14 protein-coding genes are annotated in these 14,575 nt (G+C 75.2%); 4 read left to right on the plus strand and 10 right to left on the minus strand.

What is annotated here, in order from left to right; all coding sequences use genetic code 11:
• Window positions 1–15 precede the first annotated feature (15 nt).
• The 9 genes from ACFWXO_RS27285 to ACFWXO_RS27325 form a co-directional block, all read right to left on the minus strand.
• Window positions 16–1,263: an aspartate aminotransferase family protein gene (locus ACFWXO_RS27285; protein ID WP_380526731.1), complete on the minus strand. Its 1,248-nt coding sequence runs from the start codon at window positions 1,261–1,263 to the stop codon at window positions 16–18.
• Window positions 1,260–1,718 carry a type II toxin-antitoxin system RatA family toxin gene (locus ACFWXO_RS27290; RefSeq protein ID WP_380526733.1) on the minus strand — a complete coding sequence of 153 codons (459 nt, stop codon included), beginning with the start codon at window positions 1,716–1,718 and terminating at the stop codon, window positions 1,260–1,262. Before ACFWXO_RS27290 ends, ACFWXO_RS27285 begins: the two co-directional genes overlap by 4 nt.
• Complete coding sequence (locus tag ACFWXO_RS27295) at window positions 1,705–2,919, minus strand: GNAT family N-acetyltransferase (protein WP_380526735.1); 1,215 nt, start codon at window positions 2,917–2,919, stop codon at window positions 1,705–1,707. Before ACFWXO_RS27295 ends, ACFWXO_RS27290 begins: the two co-directional genes overlap by 14 nt.
• Window positions 2,916–4,049, minus strand: a complete 1,134-nt coding sequence (locus ACFWXO_RS27300; RefSeq protein ID WP_380526737.1) for an acyl-CoA dehydrogenase family protein — start codon at window positions 4,047–4,049, stop codon at window positions 2,916–2,918. Before ACFWXO_RS27300 ends, ACFWXO_RS27295 begins: the two co-directional genes overlap by 4 nt.
• 45 nt (window positions 4,050–4,094) lie before the next feature.
• Window positions 4,095–5,138, minus strand: a complete 1,044-nt coding sequence (locus ACFWXO_RS27305) for a cytochrome P450 (protein ID WP_380526739.1) — start codon at window positions 5,136–5,138, stop codon at window positions 4,095–4,097.
• 366 nt (window positions 5,139–5,504) lie between these two features.
• Window positions 5,505–5,984 carry a GerMN domain-containing protein gene (locus tag ACFWXO_RS27310; RefSeq protein ID WP_380526741.1) on the minus strand — a complete coding sequence of 160 codons (480 nt, stop codon included), beginning with the start codon at window positions 5,982–5,984 and terminating at the stop codon, window positions 5,505–5,507.
• Window positions 5,978–7,504: an ATP-binding protein gene (locus ACFWXO_RS27315; protein ID WP_380526743.1), complete on the minus strand. Its 1,527-nt coding sequence runs from the start codon at window positions 7,502–7,504 to the stop codon at window positions 5,978–5,980. Before ACFWXO_RS27315 ends, ACFWXO_RS27310 begins: the two co-directional genes overlap by 7 nt.
• A 193-nt stretch (window positions 7,505–7,697) precedes the next feature.
• Window positions 7,698–8,369 carry a C39 family peptidase gene (locus ACFWXO_RS27320; RefSeq protein ID WP_380526745.1) on the minus strand — a complete coding sequence of 224 codons (672 nt, stop codon included), beginning with the start codon at window positions 8,367–8,369 and terminating at the stop codon, window positions 7,698–7,700.
• 87 nt (window positions 8,370–8,456) lie between these two features.
• Complete coding sequence (locus ACFWXO_RS27325; protein ID WP_380526747.1) at window positions 8,457–9,086, minus strand: TetR/AcrR family transcriptional regulator; 630 nt, start codon at window positions 9,084–9,086, stop codon at window positions 8,457–8,459.
• A 129-nt stretch (window positions 9,087–9,215) separates the two neighbouring features.
• Here ACFWXO_RS27325 and ACFWXO_RS27330 point away from each other — a divergent pair, with 129 nt between their 5' ends.
• On the plus strand, window positions 9,216–10,253 hold the full coding sequence (locus ACFWXO_RS27330) for an aldo/keto reductase (protein ID WP_380526761.1): 1,038 nt from the start codon (window positions 9,216–9,218) through the stop codon (window positions 10,251–10,253).
• Between the two features lie 35 nt (window positions 10,254–10,288).
• On the opposite strand, the gene ACFWXO_RS27335 is transcribed toward ACFWXO_RS27330, so the two are convergent.
• Entirely contained in the window at window positions 10,289–11,206 is a 918-nt protein-coding gene (locus tag ACFWXO_RS27335; RefSeq protein ID WP_380526749.1) for a LysR family transcriptional regulator, read from the minus strand.
• A 108-nt stretch (window positions 11,207–11,314) separates the two neighbouring features.
• Between ACFWXO_RS27335 and ACFWXO_RS27340 the strand changes: the two genes are divergently transcribed.
• The 3 genes from ACFWXO_RS27340 to ACFWXO_RS27350 all read left to right on the plus strand — a co-directional run bounded on the left by ACFWXO_RS27340 (window position 11,315) and on the right by ACFWXO_RS27350 (window position 14,429).
• On the plus strand, window positions 11,315–12,358 hold the full coding sequence (locus tag ACFWXO_RS27340; protein WP_380526750.1) for a zinc-dependent alcohol dehydrogenase family protein: 1,044 nt from the start codon (window positions 11,315–11,317) through the stop codon (window positions 12,356–12,358).
• A gap of 107 nt (window positions 12,359–12,465) precedes the next feature.
• Complete coding sequence (locus ACFWXO_RS27345) at window positions 12,466–13,470, plus strand: ROK family protein (RefSeq protein WP_380526752.1); 1,005 nt, start codon at window positions 12,466–12,468, stop codon at window positions 13,468–13,470.
• Window positions 13,467–14,429: a 1-phosphofructokinase family hexose kinase gene (locus tag ACFWXO_RS27350; protein ID WP_380526754.1), complete on the plus strand. Its 963-nt coding sequence runs from the start codon at window positions 13,467–13,469 to the stop codon at window positions 14,427–14,429. The genes ACFWXO_RS27345 and ACFWXO_RS27350 overlap by 4 nt, the downstream gene beginning before the upstream one ends.
• The last annotated feature ends 146 nt before the right edge of the window (window positions 14,430–14,575 follow it).

Here is a 14,575-nt window from a genome sequence, read left to right on the forward strand (position 1 = left end):
CTGAGGGTGCGGGGTTCATCGGGCGGCCACGGCGGTCAGGGCCTCGTCCAGGAGGCCGAGACCTTCGGCGAGCTCGGCCTCGGTGGCCACCAGCGGCGGCAGCAGCCGGATGGTGGTCGGGCGGCCCAGACAGGGTGAGACCAGCAGGCCACGGGCGGCGAGTTCGAGGACCGTCGCGCCCGCGTGGGCGGGCGTATCCAGCTCGACGCCGCGCAGCAGACCCCGCCCCCGCACCTCGCGCACCGTCTCCGGGTGGCGGGCGCGCAGGTGCTCCAGGCCGGAGTCCAGCAGGGCGGAGAGCACCCGGCCGTGCCCGGCCAGGCGGTCCATGGCCGCCAGCGCGGGCGGCAGGGCCGCACAGCTCAGCGGGTGTCCGCCGAAGGTCGCGGAGTGCAGGAACGGATCGGCTTCCAGCGGCGCGTACAGCCGCTCCGAGCTGACCAGTGCCGACAGCGGGACCACGCCGCCGCCGAGCGGCTTGCCCAGCAGCACGCCGTCCACCGGTAGGCCCTCGGCCAGCGCGAGCGAGGGCTCACCGCAGCGGCGCAGGCCGCACTGGATCTCGTCGGCGATCACCATCGCCCCGTGCTCGACCGCATCCGCGCACCACTGGCGCAGCACCTCCACCGGGAGCGGTACCGCACCGTTCTCCCCCTGGACCGGCTCGAACACCAGCGCGGCCACCGGTCCCGCCGCCAGCTCCCGGGCGAAGGCCCGCGCGTCCTGCGGGTCCAGGTGCGCCACCTCCACGGCGCAGCCGCGCAGGCCGACCCGGTAGAGCGGACTGTGCGTCAGGGCCAGGGCGCCGAGCGACTTCCCGTGGAAGCCGCCGCACACCGCGAGCACCCGCTCCCGGCCGGTCGCCAGTCGGGCCAGCTTGACGGCGACCTCCACCGCGTCCGAGCCGTTCAGCCCGAAGTGGACCTTCGGCAGGGCGTGCCCGAGGTGCGCCGCCAACCGGCCGGCCGCGTCGGCGGCCACGGGGTTGGCCAGGCTCCGGGTGGCGGTGGGCATGGCGTCCAGCTGCCGGTGGACGGCGGCGAGTACCTCGGGGTGCCGGTGGCCGAGCAGGGTGACGGCGTACGAGCCGAAGTCCAGCACCCGGCGCCCGTCGGACAGGGTCACCCTGGTGCCTTCGGCGGCCGTCTCGACCGCACCGCGCCCGGCGAAGCCACTGGTCAGCGCGAGCTTCCCGGACAGGTGCCGGCGCACTTGGTCGAACACCTCGGTCGCGGCGGTCGGCGTCATCGGGCCACGCGTCATCGGGCCACCACCGCGACCGGGACGAGCCGGGCGCGCAGTGCGGTCAGCATCTGCTCGGCGTTCTCCCGCAGGGCGTCGGCCGCGATCGGGTTGAGCATCTCCGCGAGCAGCGGGATGCCGATGTCGAAGTCGACACAGAGCTCCACCCGGCTGCCGCCGTCGGCCACCTCCCTGACCGCCCAGTGGCCGGAGAACTCGCCCAGGTCCCCGGTGAGTTGGCGGAAGTCGAACCGCCGGGCCGCCGGGTCGATCACCTCCGCCTCGGTCCACCGCAGCACCGATCCCTCCAGCCGCACCGACCAGGCGGTGGTGCGGTGGCGTTCGTCGGTCCGCTCGACCACCACCACCTCGTCCACGCTCTCCATGCAGTGCTGGTACGACTCCACGTCCACCACCGCCGCCCAGACCAGCTCCGGCGGCGCGGCGATCGGCAGGTCCACCTCAACGTGCGGCATGGGACAACCCCTTCGGTTCAGGGAGGGACGGGGGGACGTGTTCGGCGTGCGGCCCGAGGGCCTTCGCCCTCGCGGCGGTCAGGGCCGGGGGCAGCATCCGGCGCAGCAGGGCCCGCCGCAGCGGATGGAGCTGCGTCATCGCGTACCACTGTTCGACGAGGTCGCAGCCGAGCTCGACCTTCGGCTGGTAGGCGGTCTGGGCGAACCGGATGTGGGTGCATCCCGAGTCGATGGCCAGCCGGATCGCCGCGTGGTGCACGGCGTGGTAGAGCCCGGCGTCGTGGGCGATCCGGTAGTCCAGCCCGATCCGGGCTCCGGTGGCGCCCGTCCCGGCGAACAGGCAGAGGAGGAAGGCCACCAGCCGCTCGCCCTCGAAGCAGGCCACCAGTCGGCGTCCGGCCGAGTGCCCGGTGTGGACGGCGGCCAGGAAGTCGGCGTCCAACACGTCCAGCCGCTGGTCGGCCCGGTCCATCACCTGTCGGTACAGCCCGAGCATCTCCGGCAGCAGGTGCGCGAAGTCCTCCAGCACCTCGGTCCGCAGCCCGGGCCAGGCCGCCGCCCGGCGCAGTTTGCTGCGCGCGTTGCGCCGCGCCTTGGCGGGCAGGCGGGTCAGGTAGTCCTCGAACCCTCCTGGGCCCAGGCGGAGTTCGGTGTCCGGGAGGGCGGGCAGGAAGAAGAAGCCGGCGCCGGCCAGGGCGGGCCGCAGCGCCGCCAGTTCGACCGGCGCGAAGTCCTTGAACACCACCGTGCCGAGCCCCTCCCGGCGGGCCATCGCGAGCGCCCCGCCGACCAGCGCGTCCAGGGCCGGCGGCGGCAGCCGCCGGTCGGTCAGCAGGTGTCCCTGGCCGAGCAGGTGGCCGCAGAACAGCATCGGCACCGTCAGTGGGCCGGGGAGCAGGCGCCGCAGCGGAGCGAGGCGTCGTCGGCCGTCGGCCCCGAGCACCTCGTCCAGCCGCAGCCGCGGGAACAGGCTGACCGGCAGCACCGCGAGTGGCTCCGGCTCCGCGGGGGCGTCCTGACGGAGCACCAGGTGGGCGTACCCGTCCGGGCCGATCGCGGACGCCTCCATCGCGCGCAGCACGTCGCGCGACCACATCGGGTCGTCCGGCGGCGCCAGGCGCTCCCACAGGCCCTCCGGGAGCGCGTCGACGCCGCGCACCACCTCGACCCGGTAGCCGGCCGCGGCGCTCACGCCCGTCATCCGATCCGCAGCGGGCGGCCGTCGAGGTACTCGCGCAGCGGGCCGGCCATCCGGGCCCGGGCGGGCGGGTGGAAGCCGAGCGCCCCCGCCGCCGAGGCCAGGTAGCTGCCCTCGGCCGAGCCGACGAAGGCCATTCCGCCCAGGGCGGCCAGGCAGCCGCGGGTGGTGCGGGCGATGGCGTCCTCCGCCGCGTAGCGGGCCGCCAGCGCGGCCGCCAGCAGGCCGTCGTCCCAGGGCTGGTCCGGGTCCGCCATCGCGCGGGCCACCGACTCCACCGCGAGCATCGCGGCCTCCACCTCCACCAGGGGTCCGGTCGGGTCCTGCGGGGGGCCGCCGGGCTTGGTCAGCACCCGCTCCACCAGTGCGCTGGCCACGCCCAGGTAGCCGGCCGTCAGCAGCAACTCGAACCAGAGGAAGCCCGCCGTGTTGAGGTCGTCCGGTACCGCGTCGGCCGTGACCTCGGTGACCAGGACCATCTCCTGGTCCAGCTCGACCTCGGTCAGCACCACCTCCTCGCTCTCCGCGCCGGCCAGCACCGCGTTGCGCCAGAACGGCCGCACCTCGATGCCCGGGGTGGAGGCGGGGACCAGCGCGACGGCCAGCCGCTCGACGCCGTCCTGGTCCGCGAGCAGCACCGAGGCCGTCAGCAGGTCCATCGAACGGGAAAGGCTGCACGGCATCTTGCTGCCGTTCAGCACCACCTGCTCCCCTCGGCGACGGGCGGTGATGTGCGGTTTGAGGATGTTCTGCCCGGCCCGGCCCTCCGCGAAGGCGGAGGCCAGCAGCAGGCCGTCGGCGGCGATCGAGGCGAGCAACCGCTCCTCCGGAGCGCCCGGGGTGGCGGCGCGGACCAGTCCGGCCACCGAGAAGTGGTGCATCGTGGTGGCCACCGCCAGCGAGGGGCAGCGGGCCCCGACCGCACGCTGGACGCGCACCGCCTCCAGGGCGCTCACGCCCTTGCCGCCCAGGGCACGGGGTACCAGCAGGCCGGGGCCGCCGGCGGCACGGAACGCGCCGATCGCCGGGCTGGGGGCGCTCTCCAGGCGCTCCAGGGGCTGGGCCGCCAGGGCGGCGTCCAAGCCGGTCAGGTGGGTCTCCAGGGCGGCACGTTCGCGATGCAGGAAGCGCACGGGACCGGTTCCTCCGAGGGCTGTGGTCGGGACTGTGGGGGCGGGTCAGCCGGCCAGGGCCAGCGGGAGGCGGGTGAAGCCGCGCAGACCGTCGCAGGTGCGTCGGGTCGGCGGGCCGGACAGCGTCAGCCGCGGAAAGCGGTCGAGTAGTTGGCGCAGCAGGACGGATCCCTCCAGCCGGGCCAGCGCGGCGCCGACGCAGTAGTGCGCGCCGGCGCTGAAACCCAGCACCCGGCCGTCCGCCCGACCGACCGCGAAGGCGTCCGGATCCGCGAACACCTCGGGGTCCCGGTGTGCGGCCGCCATCACCGTGATGACGCTCGCTCCGGCCTGCAGGGGGACCCCGGCGACCTCCGTGGCCCGTGCCGTGATGCGTTCCGTCATCGGTACCGGGGCGTCCCAGCGCAGCGACTCCTCCAGCGCCGCCGGCACCAGGTCGGGGCGAGCCCGCAGCAGGGCCCACTGGTCGGGATGGCTGAGCAGGGCGTACACCGCCATCCCGAGCATCGCGACGGTGGTCTCGAAGCCGGCGGCGAACACCAGGACCAGCACGTCGACGAGTTCGTCGTCCGTCAGCCCGGCGCCGTCCGTCAGGGAGCCCGCGGCCAGGGCCGAGGCGAGGTCGTCGGCAGGCCGGAAACGGCGCTCGCGCAGCAGCCCGGCGAAGTACTCCCGCAACCCGCTCACCCCCCGGTCGGCCCGGGCCCAGTCCTCCGGGGTGCGGACGGGTTCCAGCAGCCGGGCGGCATCGTCACCGAGCAGGCTCAGGTCTTGCTGGTCCGCACGCGGCACGCCGATCAGCTCGCCGACCGTCGCGACCGGAAGGGGCGACGCGACCAACTCGTGGAAGTCGGCGACCGCGCCACCGGCGGCGGTCTCCGCGAAGGCGTCCAGCAGTTCGGTGCCGAGCTCCTCGACCCTGGCCCGCAGTGCCGCGACCCGACGGGCGCTCAGCTCCCGGGCCGCCAGTCGACGGAGTCGGTCATGGGCGGCGTGGTTGGTGGCCAGCATCGAGGAGTAGAAGAAGTCGGCGGCAGGGCGGCCGAGGGCATCCGGGATTTCCCGCTCGCACCACTCCCGGTCAGGCACCAGGAAATCCGGACCGGCGAGAACGGACTGGCATCCCGCGAAAGTGGTCAGGAAATGGGAGCCGATCGTCGCACTATAATAAACCGGCGCCAGCTCTCGAAGTCCAGCCAGGGCCGGGTAGGGATTCTCCCTGCCCTCCGGGGTAAAAACCGATAAAAGGATCGCCTCTGGATTCAACGGTTCGGCCTTTTGTCCGATAGGCGGAAAGACGGTTCCTGCCGCTCTTTCCACGGTACCCGTGCAGTGTATATCGGAGATTCCGAAACTCACCCGAACCGGGCCATTCCAAAAGTTCGTGACCGTATGTCAGAGCCCGTTCCGAACCGGTCCCGGCCCTCGCGCCCCCCCGGTCCGACGCCCCCTCGCTCAGCCGGTGCGGTGCAGGTCGCACTGCTGCTGGATGGCCGAGGGGGCGTCGCTGCTGACGATGGCGACCCTCGGCACCGGGCCGGCGGTGGGGGCGTCCTCGGTGGTGCAGACGAGCTGCTGGATGGCGGGGGCGGACAGCGAGGCGGCGGGCCAGGAGAGCCGCAGGGTGACCACGCCGGGGGTGGCGGTGGCCTGGACCCGGCCGTCCTTGGGGAGGTCGCTGTACAGCCCGGTGCGCCGTTCGGTCGGGTCGGGCCCGGCCAGCAGGGTGTCCAGGGTCTGCTGGAGGTCCTCGCGCTCGGCGCTCGGCCGGATGGCGGGCCGGATGCCGTGCTGGTCGAGGAAGTACAGCCGGGTGCCGGGCTGGACGCCGGTGGCCGGCTGGCCGCTGCGGACCGAGCCGGTGGTGGAGATGGAGCAGCCGCCGGTCAGCAGCAGGACCGCGGCCAGCGGGACGAGTCGGCGGAGGGTCACCATTCCTCCTCCCCGTCCAGTCCGCGGGGCAGGACGAGGGTGAACACCGCTCCGCCGTCCGGCACGTTGGCGGCCTCGATGAGGCCGCCGTGCAGCCGGGCGTTCTCCTGGGCGATGGCCAGGCCCAGGCCGCTGCCCTCGGAGCGGGCCCGGGACTTGTCGGCCTTGTAGAACCGGTCGAACAGGTGCGGGAGTTCGGTGGGCGGGATGCCCGGACCGTGGTCGGTGACGGTGAGCACCAGTTCCTCCTCGCTGCCCCGCAGGGCGAGCCGCACCGGCGGGCGGCCGTGGCGCAGGGCGTTGCCGACCAGGTTGGCGACGACGACGTCGAAGCGGCGCGGGTCGAGCCGGACGGGCAGGGCGGCGGGCAGGTCGAGGTCGACCTGCTCGCCCCAGCCGCGCAGGTCGAGGGTCTCGCGCACGGCGGTGGCGGCGTCGACGGTCTCGGTGCGCAGCGGGGCGGCCCCGGCGTCCAGCCGGGAGATCTCGATCAGGTCGTTGACCAGCCTGGTCAGTCGTACGGTCTCGTTGCTGATCATGCGCAGTGCGGTGGCGGTGTCGGCGGGCAGCTGTTCGGCGTCCTCGTCGAGGATGTCGGTGACGGCGAGCATCGCGGCCAGCGGGGTGCGCAGTTCGTGCGAGACGTCGGCGGCGAAGCGCCGGCCCTGGGACTCGATGGCGCGCAGTTCCTCGATGGTGCCCTGGAGGGTGCGGGCGGTGTGGTTGAAGGTCTTGGAGAGCTGGGCGAGTTCGTCGTGCCCGGTGACGGTCAGCCGGGTGTCCAGCCGGCCCTGGGCCAGGGCCCGGGCGGCGTCGCCGAGCGCCCGGACCGGCCGCAGCACCTGGCGGGCGGCCAGCAGGGCGAGTCCGGCGGCCAGCACGGCGGCGAAGGCCCCGGCCCCGGCGGCGCCGGCGAGCAGCGCGGAGGCGGCGCTCTGCTCGCGGTCGAGGGGGAGCAGGGCGTAGACGGTGAGCCCGGACGCCCCGGCGGGGCCGCCCTTCGCGTAGCTGACGGGGACGCCGACGGCGAGCCAGGGGTGGCCGTCGGCGGCGAAGCGCTGGAACGCGGCGTGGCCGGTGTCGACGGTGTGCAGGAGGGCCGGCGGGACGGCCACGGGCTGGGTCCACTCCGAGTGCTCGGCGCCGTAGGAGGCCAGCACCCGCCAGTCGCGGAAGCCGCCGGTGCCCGACAACTGGGCGGCCAGGCGGTCGAGTTCGCCCTGGGTGGGCGGGAAGGGCAGGGCCGGGGCGAGCACGTCGACGCGGCGGCGCAGCTCGTCCAGGGCGGTGTCCTTGGTCAGGTCGAGGGTGGAGGTGGTGGCGGCCCGGTAGGTGAGGGTGGCGGTGGCTAGCGCGCTCAGGGCGGCGACGGCGACGAAGGCCACCAGCAGGCGTGGCCGCAGCCCGGCGACGGCGCGGCGCAGCCGGACCAGCCGCGGCGGGTGCGGGCCCGGGCGCGGCGGCGGGTCGTCGGACGGTCGGGGCGCGGCGGCCGGTGCGGGGTCCGGGGTGGCGGCGCTCACCGCGGCCCGAAGCAGCCGCAGCGCGGGCCGCGCGCCGGGGCCGCGGGTGCGGAGTCGTCGTCCTCGAACAGGAATAGCCGTGCCATGGGAGTCAGTATCGGGGGTTGACCTGGGGCAATGCGCCACGGGGGCGGTTCGGGGGCGGGTTCTTGCCAAAAACTCATACATCGCTCACAGGCTGCGCGGGCGCCGGTCAGTCGATGACCACCGCCATCTGCCCGTAGGTGGCGTACCCGTCGGCGAAGGACTCCTCGGACACGGTCGTCCGGCCGCGGGCGGGGTCGTTGACCGACACCCTGCCGTTGCCGAACCCGGTGACCACGACGGTGTGCTCGGCCGGCCCGGCGTACAGCACGCTCCGGCCGTCGTAGGCCGTGTAGGTGGTGCTCCTGAGGCGCCGCCAGTGGTAGTCCACCCAGACGATCGCCGGGTGGCCGGCGGCCAGCTGGTCCTTGAGCTGCTGGACGGAGACGCCCGAGCCGTCCTGGCGCACGGTGAGCCCGTACGAGCGGGCGGCGGCGACGACGGGCGGGGAGTAGACGCCGAAGCCGGTGCCGGCCGACTCCGAGCCGTCCGGGTCGCCGACGAAGGCTACGTAGGGGTCGCCGGACAGCGGGCCGGAGTGGCCGAACTCGGGGTGCTCCCGGTCGACGCCGATCCGGTCGAGGATCTGCTGGTCGTCGGCGCTCACGCCGCGGGCGGCGAGGAGCATGCGCAGCGCGGCCGCCTCGCAGTCGTCGTTGAGCTGCTGGTCGTAGTAGGGCACGGACACGGACGCGGGGGCGGCCGAAGCGGGGCTTGCGCCCGCCGCCAGGGTTGCGGTGGCCAGGACGGCGAGCAGGGAGGCTCGTACGGTGATCGTCATGGCCATGACGCTACGAAGGATGGTTGCGTTCCGCAGTCGCTGACCGGCAACCAGGTGACGGAACGCAGCTGCTCCCGATCGGCCGTCTCAGCTCGCGGCCCGTCGGTACGCCCCCGCCCGGGCGGCGGCTTCGGCAGCGGCCGCTGCCCGGTCGGCGGCCGCCTCGTCGAGCGGTTCGGCGGTGGTGAGCATCCGGTAGTAGAGCGGCGCCGAGACGGCCCGGATCACCTCCAACGGGTCGGTGTCGGCCGGGAGTTCGCCGCGCTCGACGGCCTCGGTCACGCACGGCGCCCACTCCTCGACCCGGCGCCGGTAGAAGTGCCGCAGCGCCTCGGCGGTGCCCGGGTCGCCGTTGGCGGCCACCAGGACGGCGCGGAACAGCGCGCCCTGCCGGGGGTCGGCCAGGGTGCGCCGGACCAGTCGGGCGTTGGCCCGCAGGTCCTCGGCGAGCGAGCCGCTGCGGGTGCGCGGCAGCGACTGCTCGGCCATGTCGGCGAGCAGGTCGGCGACCAGGGCGGTGGTGCTGCCCCAGCGCCGGTAGACGGTGGTGCGGCCGACCTCGGCGCGCTGGGCGAGGTCGCCGAGGTCGAGGCCGGCGAAGCCGTGCTCGACCAGGGCGTCCTCGGCGGCCCGCAGGACGGCGGCGCGGACCCGGGCGGTGCGGCCGCCGGGGCGGACGGTGCCGGGGGTGGAGGGCGTGTCGGGCTCGTCGACCATTAACGGGATTCCTGTTCCATTAGTTGGGTGGAGTCTGCTAGCTTCGAGACATCCTAACGGAACGGGAGTCCCATTAGTGGCTCCGAGGGGAGAACCGTCATGACGACCACCACCACGGCACCCACCGGCATGGAGTACCGCCGCCTCGGCGCCTCCGGCCTCAAGGTCCCCGCCCTCAGCCTCGGCACCGGCACCTTCGGCGGCCGCGGCCCGCTGTTCGGCGCCTGGGGCAGCACCGACGTCCAGCAGGCCCGCCGCCTGCTCGACATCGCCCTCGACGCCGGGGTCACCCTCTTCGACACCGCCGACGTCTACTCCGACGGCGCCGCCGAGGAGGTGCTCGGCCAGGCCCTGCGCGGCCGCCGCGACCAGGTGCTGATCTCCACCAAGGCGGGCCTGCCGCTCGGCGACGGCCCCCAGGACGCCGGCACCTCCCGGGCCCGGCTTCTGCGCTCCGTCGAGGACGCGCTGCGCCGCCTCCGCACCGACCACCTCGACCTCTTCCAGCTGCACGCCTACGACGCCGCCACCCCGATCGAGGAGGTGCTGGCCACCCTGGAGGACCTGGTCCGCGCGGGCAAGATCCGCTACACCGGCGTCTCCAACTTCTCCGGCTGGCAGCTGATGAAGTCCCTCGACCTGGCCGAGCGCCACGGCCGCCCCCGCTACGCGGCCCACCAGGTCTACTACTCCCTGGTCGGCCGGGACTACGAGTGGGAGCTGATGCCGCTCGCCGAGCAGGAGGGCGTCGGCGCCCTGGTCTGGAGCCCGCTCGGCTGGGGCCGCCTCACCGGCCGGATCCGCCGCGGCGAGCCGCTCCCGGCCGGCAGCCGGCTGCACGACACCGCCGACTACGGCCCGCCGGTCGAGGAGGACCTGCTGTTCCGGGTGGTCGACGCCCTGGACGAGGTCGCCGCCGAGACCGGCCGCAGCGTCCCCCAGATCGCGATCAACTGGCTGCTGCGCCGCCCGACCGTCTCCTCCGTGATCATCGGCGCCCGCAACGAGGAGCAGCTGCGGCAGAACCTCGGCGCCGTGGGCTGGTCGCTGACCCCGGAGCAGGTCGCCCGGCTGGACGCCGCCAGTGCCCGTACCGCGCCCTACCCGTACTTCCCGTACCGCCGGCAGGAGGCCTTCGCCCGCCTCAATCCGCCGCTCGCGGGCTGACCCCGTCGAGGCGGCTCTCCGGCGCCCCGCGGTGGTCAGCCCAGCCGGTCGGCGGCTTCGAGGCAGGCGGCGATCGTCGGCTGGTGGGCCGTGCCCTGGCGGACCGCGGTCTCGATCGTGCGGGTGAGCGTGGCGTCCGACACCGGTCGTACGGTCAGCGTCGGCGGGAGGCGGTCGGCGGCGATCCGGGGGATCAGCACGGTGTGGCCGCCGCTCGCGGCGAGGGCGGTCATGGCGGCGAAGTCGGTGCAGGTGTGCCGCACCCGCGGGGTGAAGCCGGCCGAGCGGCAGGCCTGGAGGACGGCGTCCCCGCAGGGGGTCTGCGGCGGGGCGGTGATCCACGAGGTGTCCGCGAGCTCCCGCAGGTCGACCGGCGCCCCCGCGCCGCCCGCGGTCGTCGCCGGGCCGGCGGCCGGGTGGTCGGCCCGCACCACCGCGACCAGCGGATCGGTCCGCAGGGTGCGGGTCTCGATGCCGGGGTACGGGGGCGCGGCGAGGTTGGTGTAGCGGTAGACGAGCGCGACGTCGGCGCGGCGCTGGAGCAGCAGCCGTACGGCGGCCTCGGGTTCGGCCTCGGTGATGTGCACCTCCAGGCCGCGGTGGGCGCGCTCCAGGGCCTCGCCCAGCGGGGCCGCGACCGGGACCAGGGCGCTCGGGAAGCAGGCCAGGTGCACCGGGCCGGTCGGTTCCCCGGCGCCGGTGCGCAGCCGCTCCCCGGCCTCGTCGAGCGCCGCGAGCACCGCCCCGGTGTCCGCGGCCAGCCGGTGCCCGGCCGCGGTGAGGTGGACGGAGCGTCCGGTGCGCTCCAGCAGGGCGGTGCCGGCCTCCTCCTCCAGCAGCCGCAGCTGCTGGGAGACGGCGGAGGGCGTGACGCGGTGGAGTTCGGCCACGGCGGTCACCGTGCCGTGCGCCTCCAGGTCGCGCAGGAGGACGAGCCGTCGGACATCGAGCATCAGTCCAGCTTAAGGGCCTGCTGTAGGAGATGTAGCTGGACGCAGGGGCGTGCGGACGGCGAACCTGACGGCCCGACCCCAGTCCCCGAGCAGTACGGGAGTGTCTTCGTGCGCGCCACCGTGATCCACGGCCCCAACGACATCCGGATCGAGGAGGTGCCCGACCCGGTGGTCCGGCGGCCCACCGACGCGGTGGTGCGGGTGGTCAACGCCTGCATCTGCGGCAGCGACCTGTGGGCGTACCGGGGCGTCGCCGCCCGGGTCCCCGGGCAGCGGATCGGGCACGAGTTCCTCGGCGTCGTCGAGGCGGTCGGCCCCGAGGTGACCGGCTTCGCGCCGGGCGACTTCGTGCTCGCCCCGTTCGTCTGGTCGGACGGCACCTGCGGGTTCTGCCGCGAGGGCCTGCACACCTCCTGCCCCGAGGGCGGCTTCTGGGGGTCGGTCGGCTCCGACGGGGGCCAGGGCGAGGCGGTGCGGGTGCCGTTCGCCGACGGGACGCTGGTGAAGCTCCCGAAGGAGGCCGCCGGTGAGGAGAAGCTGCTGCCCGGCCTGCTCGCCCTCTCCGACGTGATGAGCACCGGCCACCACGCCGCGGTCTCCGCCCGGGTCCGCCCCGGTGCCACCGTCGCCGTGGTCGGCGACGGCGCGGTCGGCCTGTGCGGCGTGCTCGCCGCCCACCGGCTGGGCGCCGGGCGGATCATCGCGCTCGGCCGGCACGAGCGGCGCACCGCGATCGCCCGCGACTTCGGCGCCACCGACGTCGTCGCCGAGCGCGGCGAGGCCGCGGTCGAGGCGGTCCGGGAGCTGACCGGCGGACTCGGCGCGCACGCCGTGCTGGAGGCCGTCGGCACCGAGGAGTCGATGCGGACGGCCCTCTCCATCACCCGCGACGGCGGCACGGTCGGCTACGTCGGCGTGCCGCACGGCGGCTCGGCCGGCGTGGACATCTCGCAGATGTTCGACCGGAACGTCTCGCTGGCCGGCGGCGTCGCCCCGGCCCGCGCCTACATCCCCGAACTGCTCCCGGACGTGCTCTCCGGCGCCATCGACCCCGGTGCGGTCTTCGACCGCACCGTGGACCTCGACGGCGTCCCGGACGGCTACCGGGCGATGGACGACCGTACGGCGCTCAAGGTCCGCATCGCGTTCTGACCGCCCTGCCCCCCGGGTCGCGGCTGCCCTCTTGTTCAAAGTTGATCGACTGCCCTATCTTTTGCTCAGCTTCAAGCAACTCATTGCAGATTCGAGCAGGGGGATCGATGGCCCACGTCACCGCCGAGAACGTCATCGCCCTGGACATCGGCGGCACCGAGATCAAGGGCGCCGTGGTGGCGGAGGACGGCACGGTCCTGCGCAGTGAGCGCCGGCCCACCCGGCCCGCCCGCGGCGGTGGCGCGGTCATCGACACCGTGCTCGACTGCGCCGCCGAACTCGCGGAACTCGCCCGGCGGGCCGGAGCCCCGCCCCGGGCCGTCGGCGTCGTCGCGCCCGGCCTGGTCGACGAGAGCGCGGGCACGGTGGTCAAGGCGGTCAACCTCGACTGGCACGACATCCCGCTCCGCCGCCGGGTGGCCGAACACCTCGGCCTCCCGGTCGCGTTCGGCCACGACGTCCGGGCCGGCGGCCTCGCCGAGGCCCGCCTCGGCGCCGGGCGCGGCAGCGACTCCTTCGTCTTCGTCCCCGTCGGCACGGGCATCGCCGCCGCCGTGGTGACCGGCGGCCGCGCCCAGGGCGGCGCGCGCGGGATCGCGGGCGAACTCGGCCACCTGGTCGTACGGCCCGGCGGCGAGCGCTGTGCCTGCGGCGGCCGGGGCTGCCTGGAGACCGTCGCCTCGGCCTCCGCGATCGCCCGCCGGCACGCCCGGCTCACCGGCACCCCGGACCTCGGCGCCGAGGACGTGCACCGGCGGGCGAGCGCCGGCGAGCCCGTCGCCGCCCAGGTCTGGGCCGAGGCGGTGGCGGCCCTCGCCGACGGCCTGGCCGCCACCGTCACCCTGCTCGACCCGGAGCGGATCGTGATCGGCGGCGGCCTCGCCCGGGCCGGGGCGGGCCTCCTCGCCCCGCTGGCCACGGCACTCGCCGAGCGGTTGGCCTTCCGCACCCCGCCCCGGCTGGTCGCCGCCGAACACGGCCGCAGCGCGGGCTGCCTCGGCGCGGCCCTGCTGGCCCGGGACCTGCTGGCCCGGGACTTGCTGGTGGCCGGGGGCCCGTCGGCCAGGGACCCGTTCGTCCAAGCCCCGTCGCCCGTCGGAGGCACGCCGTGATCCTCACCGTCACCCTCAACACCGCCGTGGACGTCACCTACCGCCTCGACCGGGTGGCCCGGCACGGCAGCAACCGGGTCGGGGCCGTCACCGAACGGGCCGGCGGCAAGGGCGTCAACGTCGCCCGGGTGCTCGCCGCGCTCGGTCACGACACCGTGGTCACCGGCCTGGTCGGCGGCGCCACCGGGCAGGCCCTGCGGGCCGACCTCGCCGCCGCCGGACTGCGCGACGCACTCCAACCGATCGCGGGCCCCACCCGGCGCACCGTCGCCGTGGTCGAGGACGCCACCGGAGACGCGACCGTCTACCTGGAACCCGGCCCCACCGTCACCGCCGAGGAATGGTCCGACTTCACCGTCCGCTACCGCCGACTGCTGCGCACCGCCCGGGCCGTCGTCCTGTCCGGCTCGCTGCCCGGCGGCGTGCCACCGGATGCCTACGGACAGCTGGTCGCCCTCGCCGCCGAGGCGCGGGTGCCCGCCGTCCTCGACGCCGAGGGGCCCGCCCTGCTCGCCGGACTGGCCGCCGGCCCCGCCCTGGTCAAGCCCAACGCGGCCGAACTCGCCGCGACGGCGGGCCCGGTGGACCCCCTCACCGGCGCCCGGCTGCTGCGCGCCGCCGGAGCCCGCGCCGTGGTCGTCTCCCTCGGCCCCCGCGGGCTGCTCGCCAGCACACCGGAGGGCGACTGGCGCGCCCGCCCGCCCGAGGACGCGCGCGGCAACCCGACCGGCGCCGGCGACTCGGCGGTCGCCGCCCTCACCGCGGGCCTGGTCGCCGCAACCCCGTGGCCGGAGCGGCTGGCCGAGGCCGTCGCCCTCTCCGCGGCGACCGTGCTGGCCCCGCTCGCCGGCAGCTTCGACCCGGCGGACCACCGGCGACTGCTCCCCCTCGTCCGGGTCCACCCGGTCCATCCGGCCGTACCGGGCTCCGCCCCGCGAGGAGAACCGCACCCCTCGTGACCTGGCGGGTCCGTCGGTGAATCGGCTGCGCCACCCTAGGGTCCGTCTTCAAACTCCCGTCTGCGGGCCGACGCCGGGGCACGCGCCTCGCCGCGTTGTCGTCGGTCGCCAATGCGCTGCATTGGGCTCCCTCCTCCGCCTTGCGA

This window comes from Kitasatospora sp. NPDC059088 (genome assembly GCF_042738155.1).
GTDB lineage: Bacteria > Actinomycetota > Actinomycetes > Streptomycetales > Streptomycetaceae > Kitasatospora.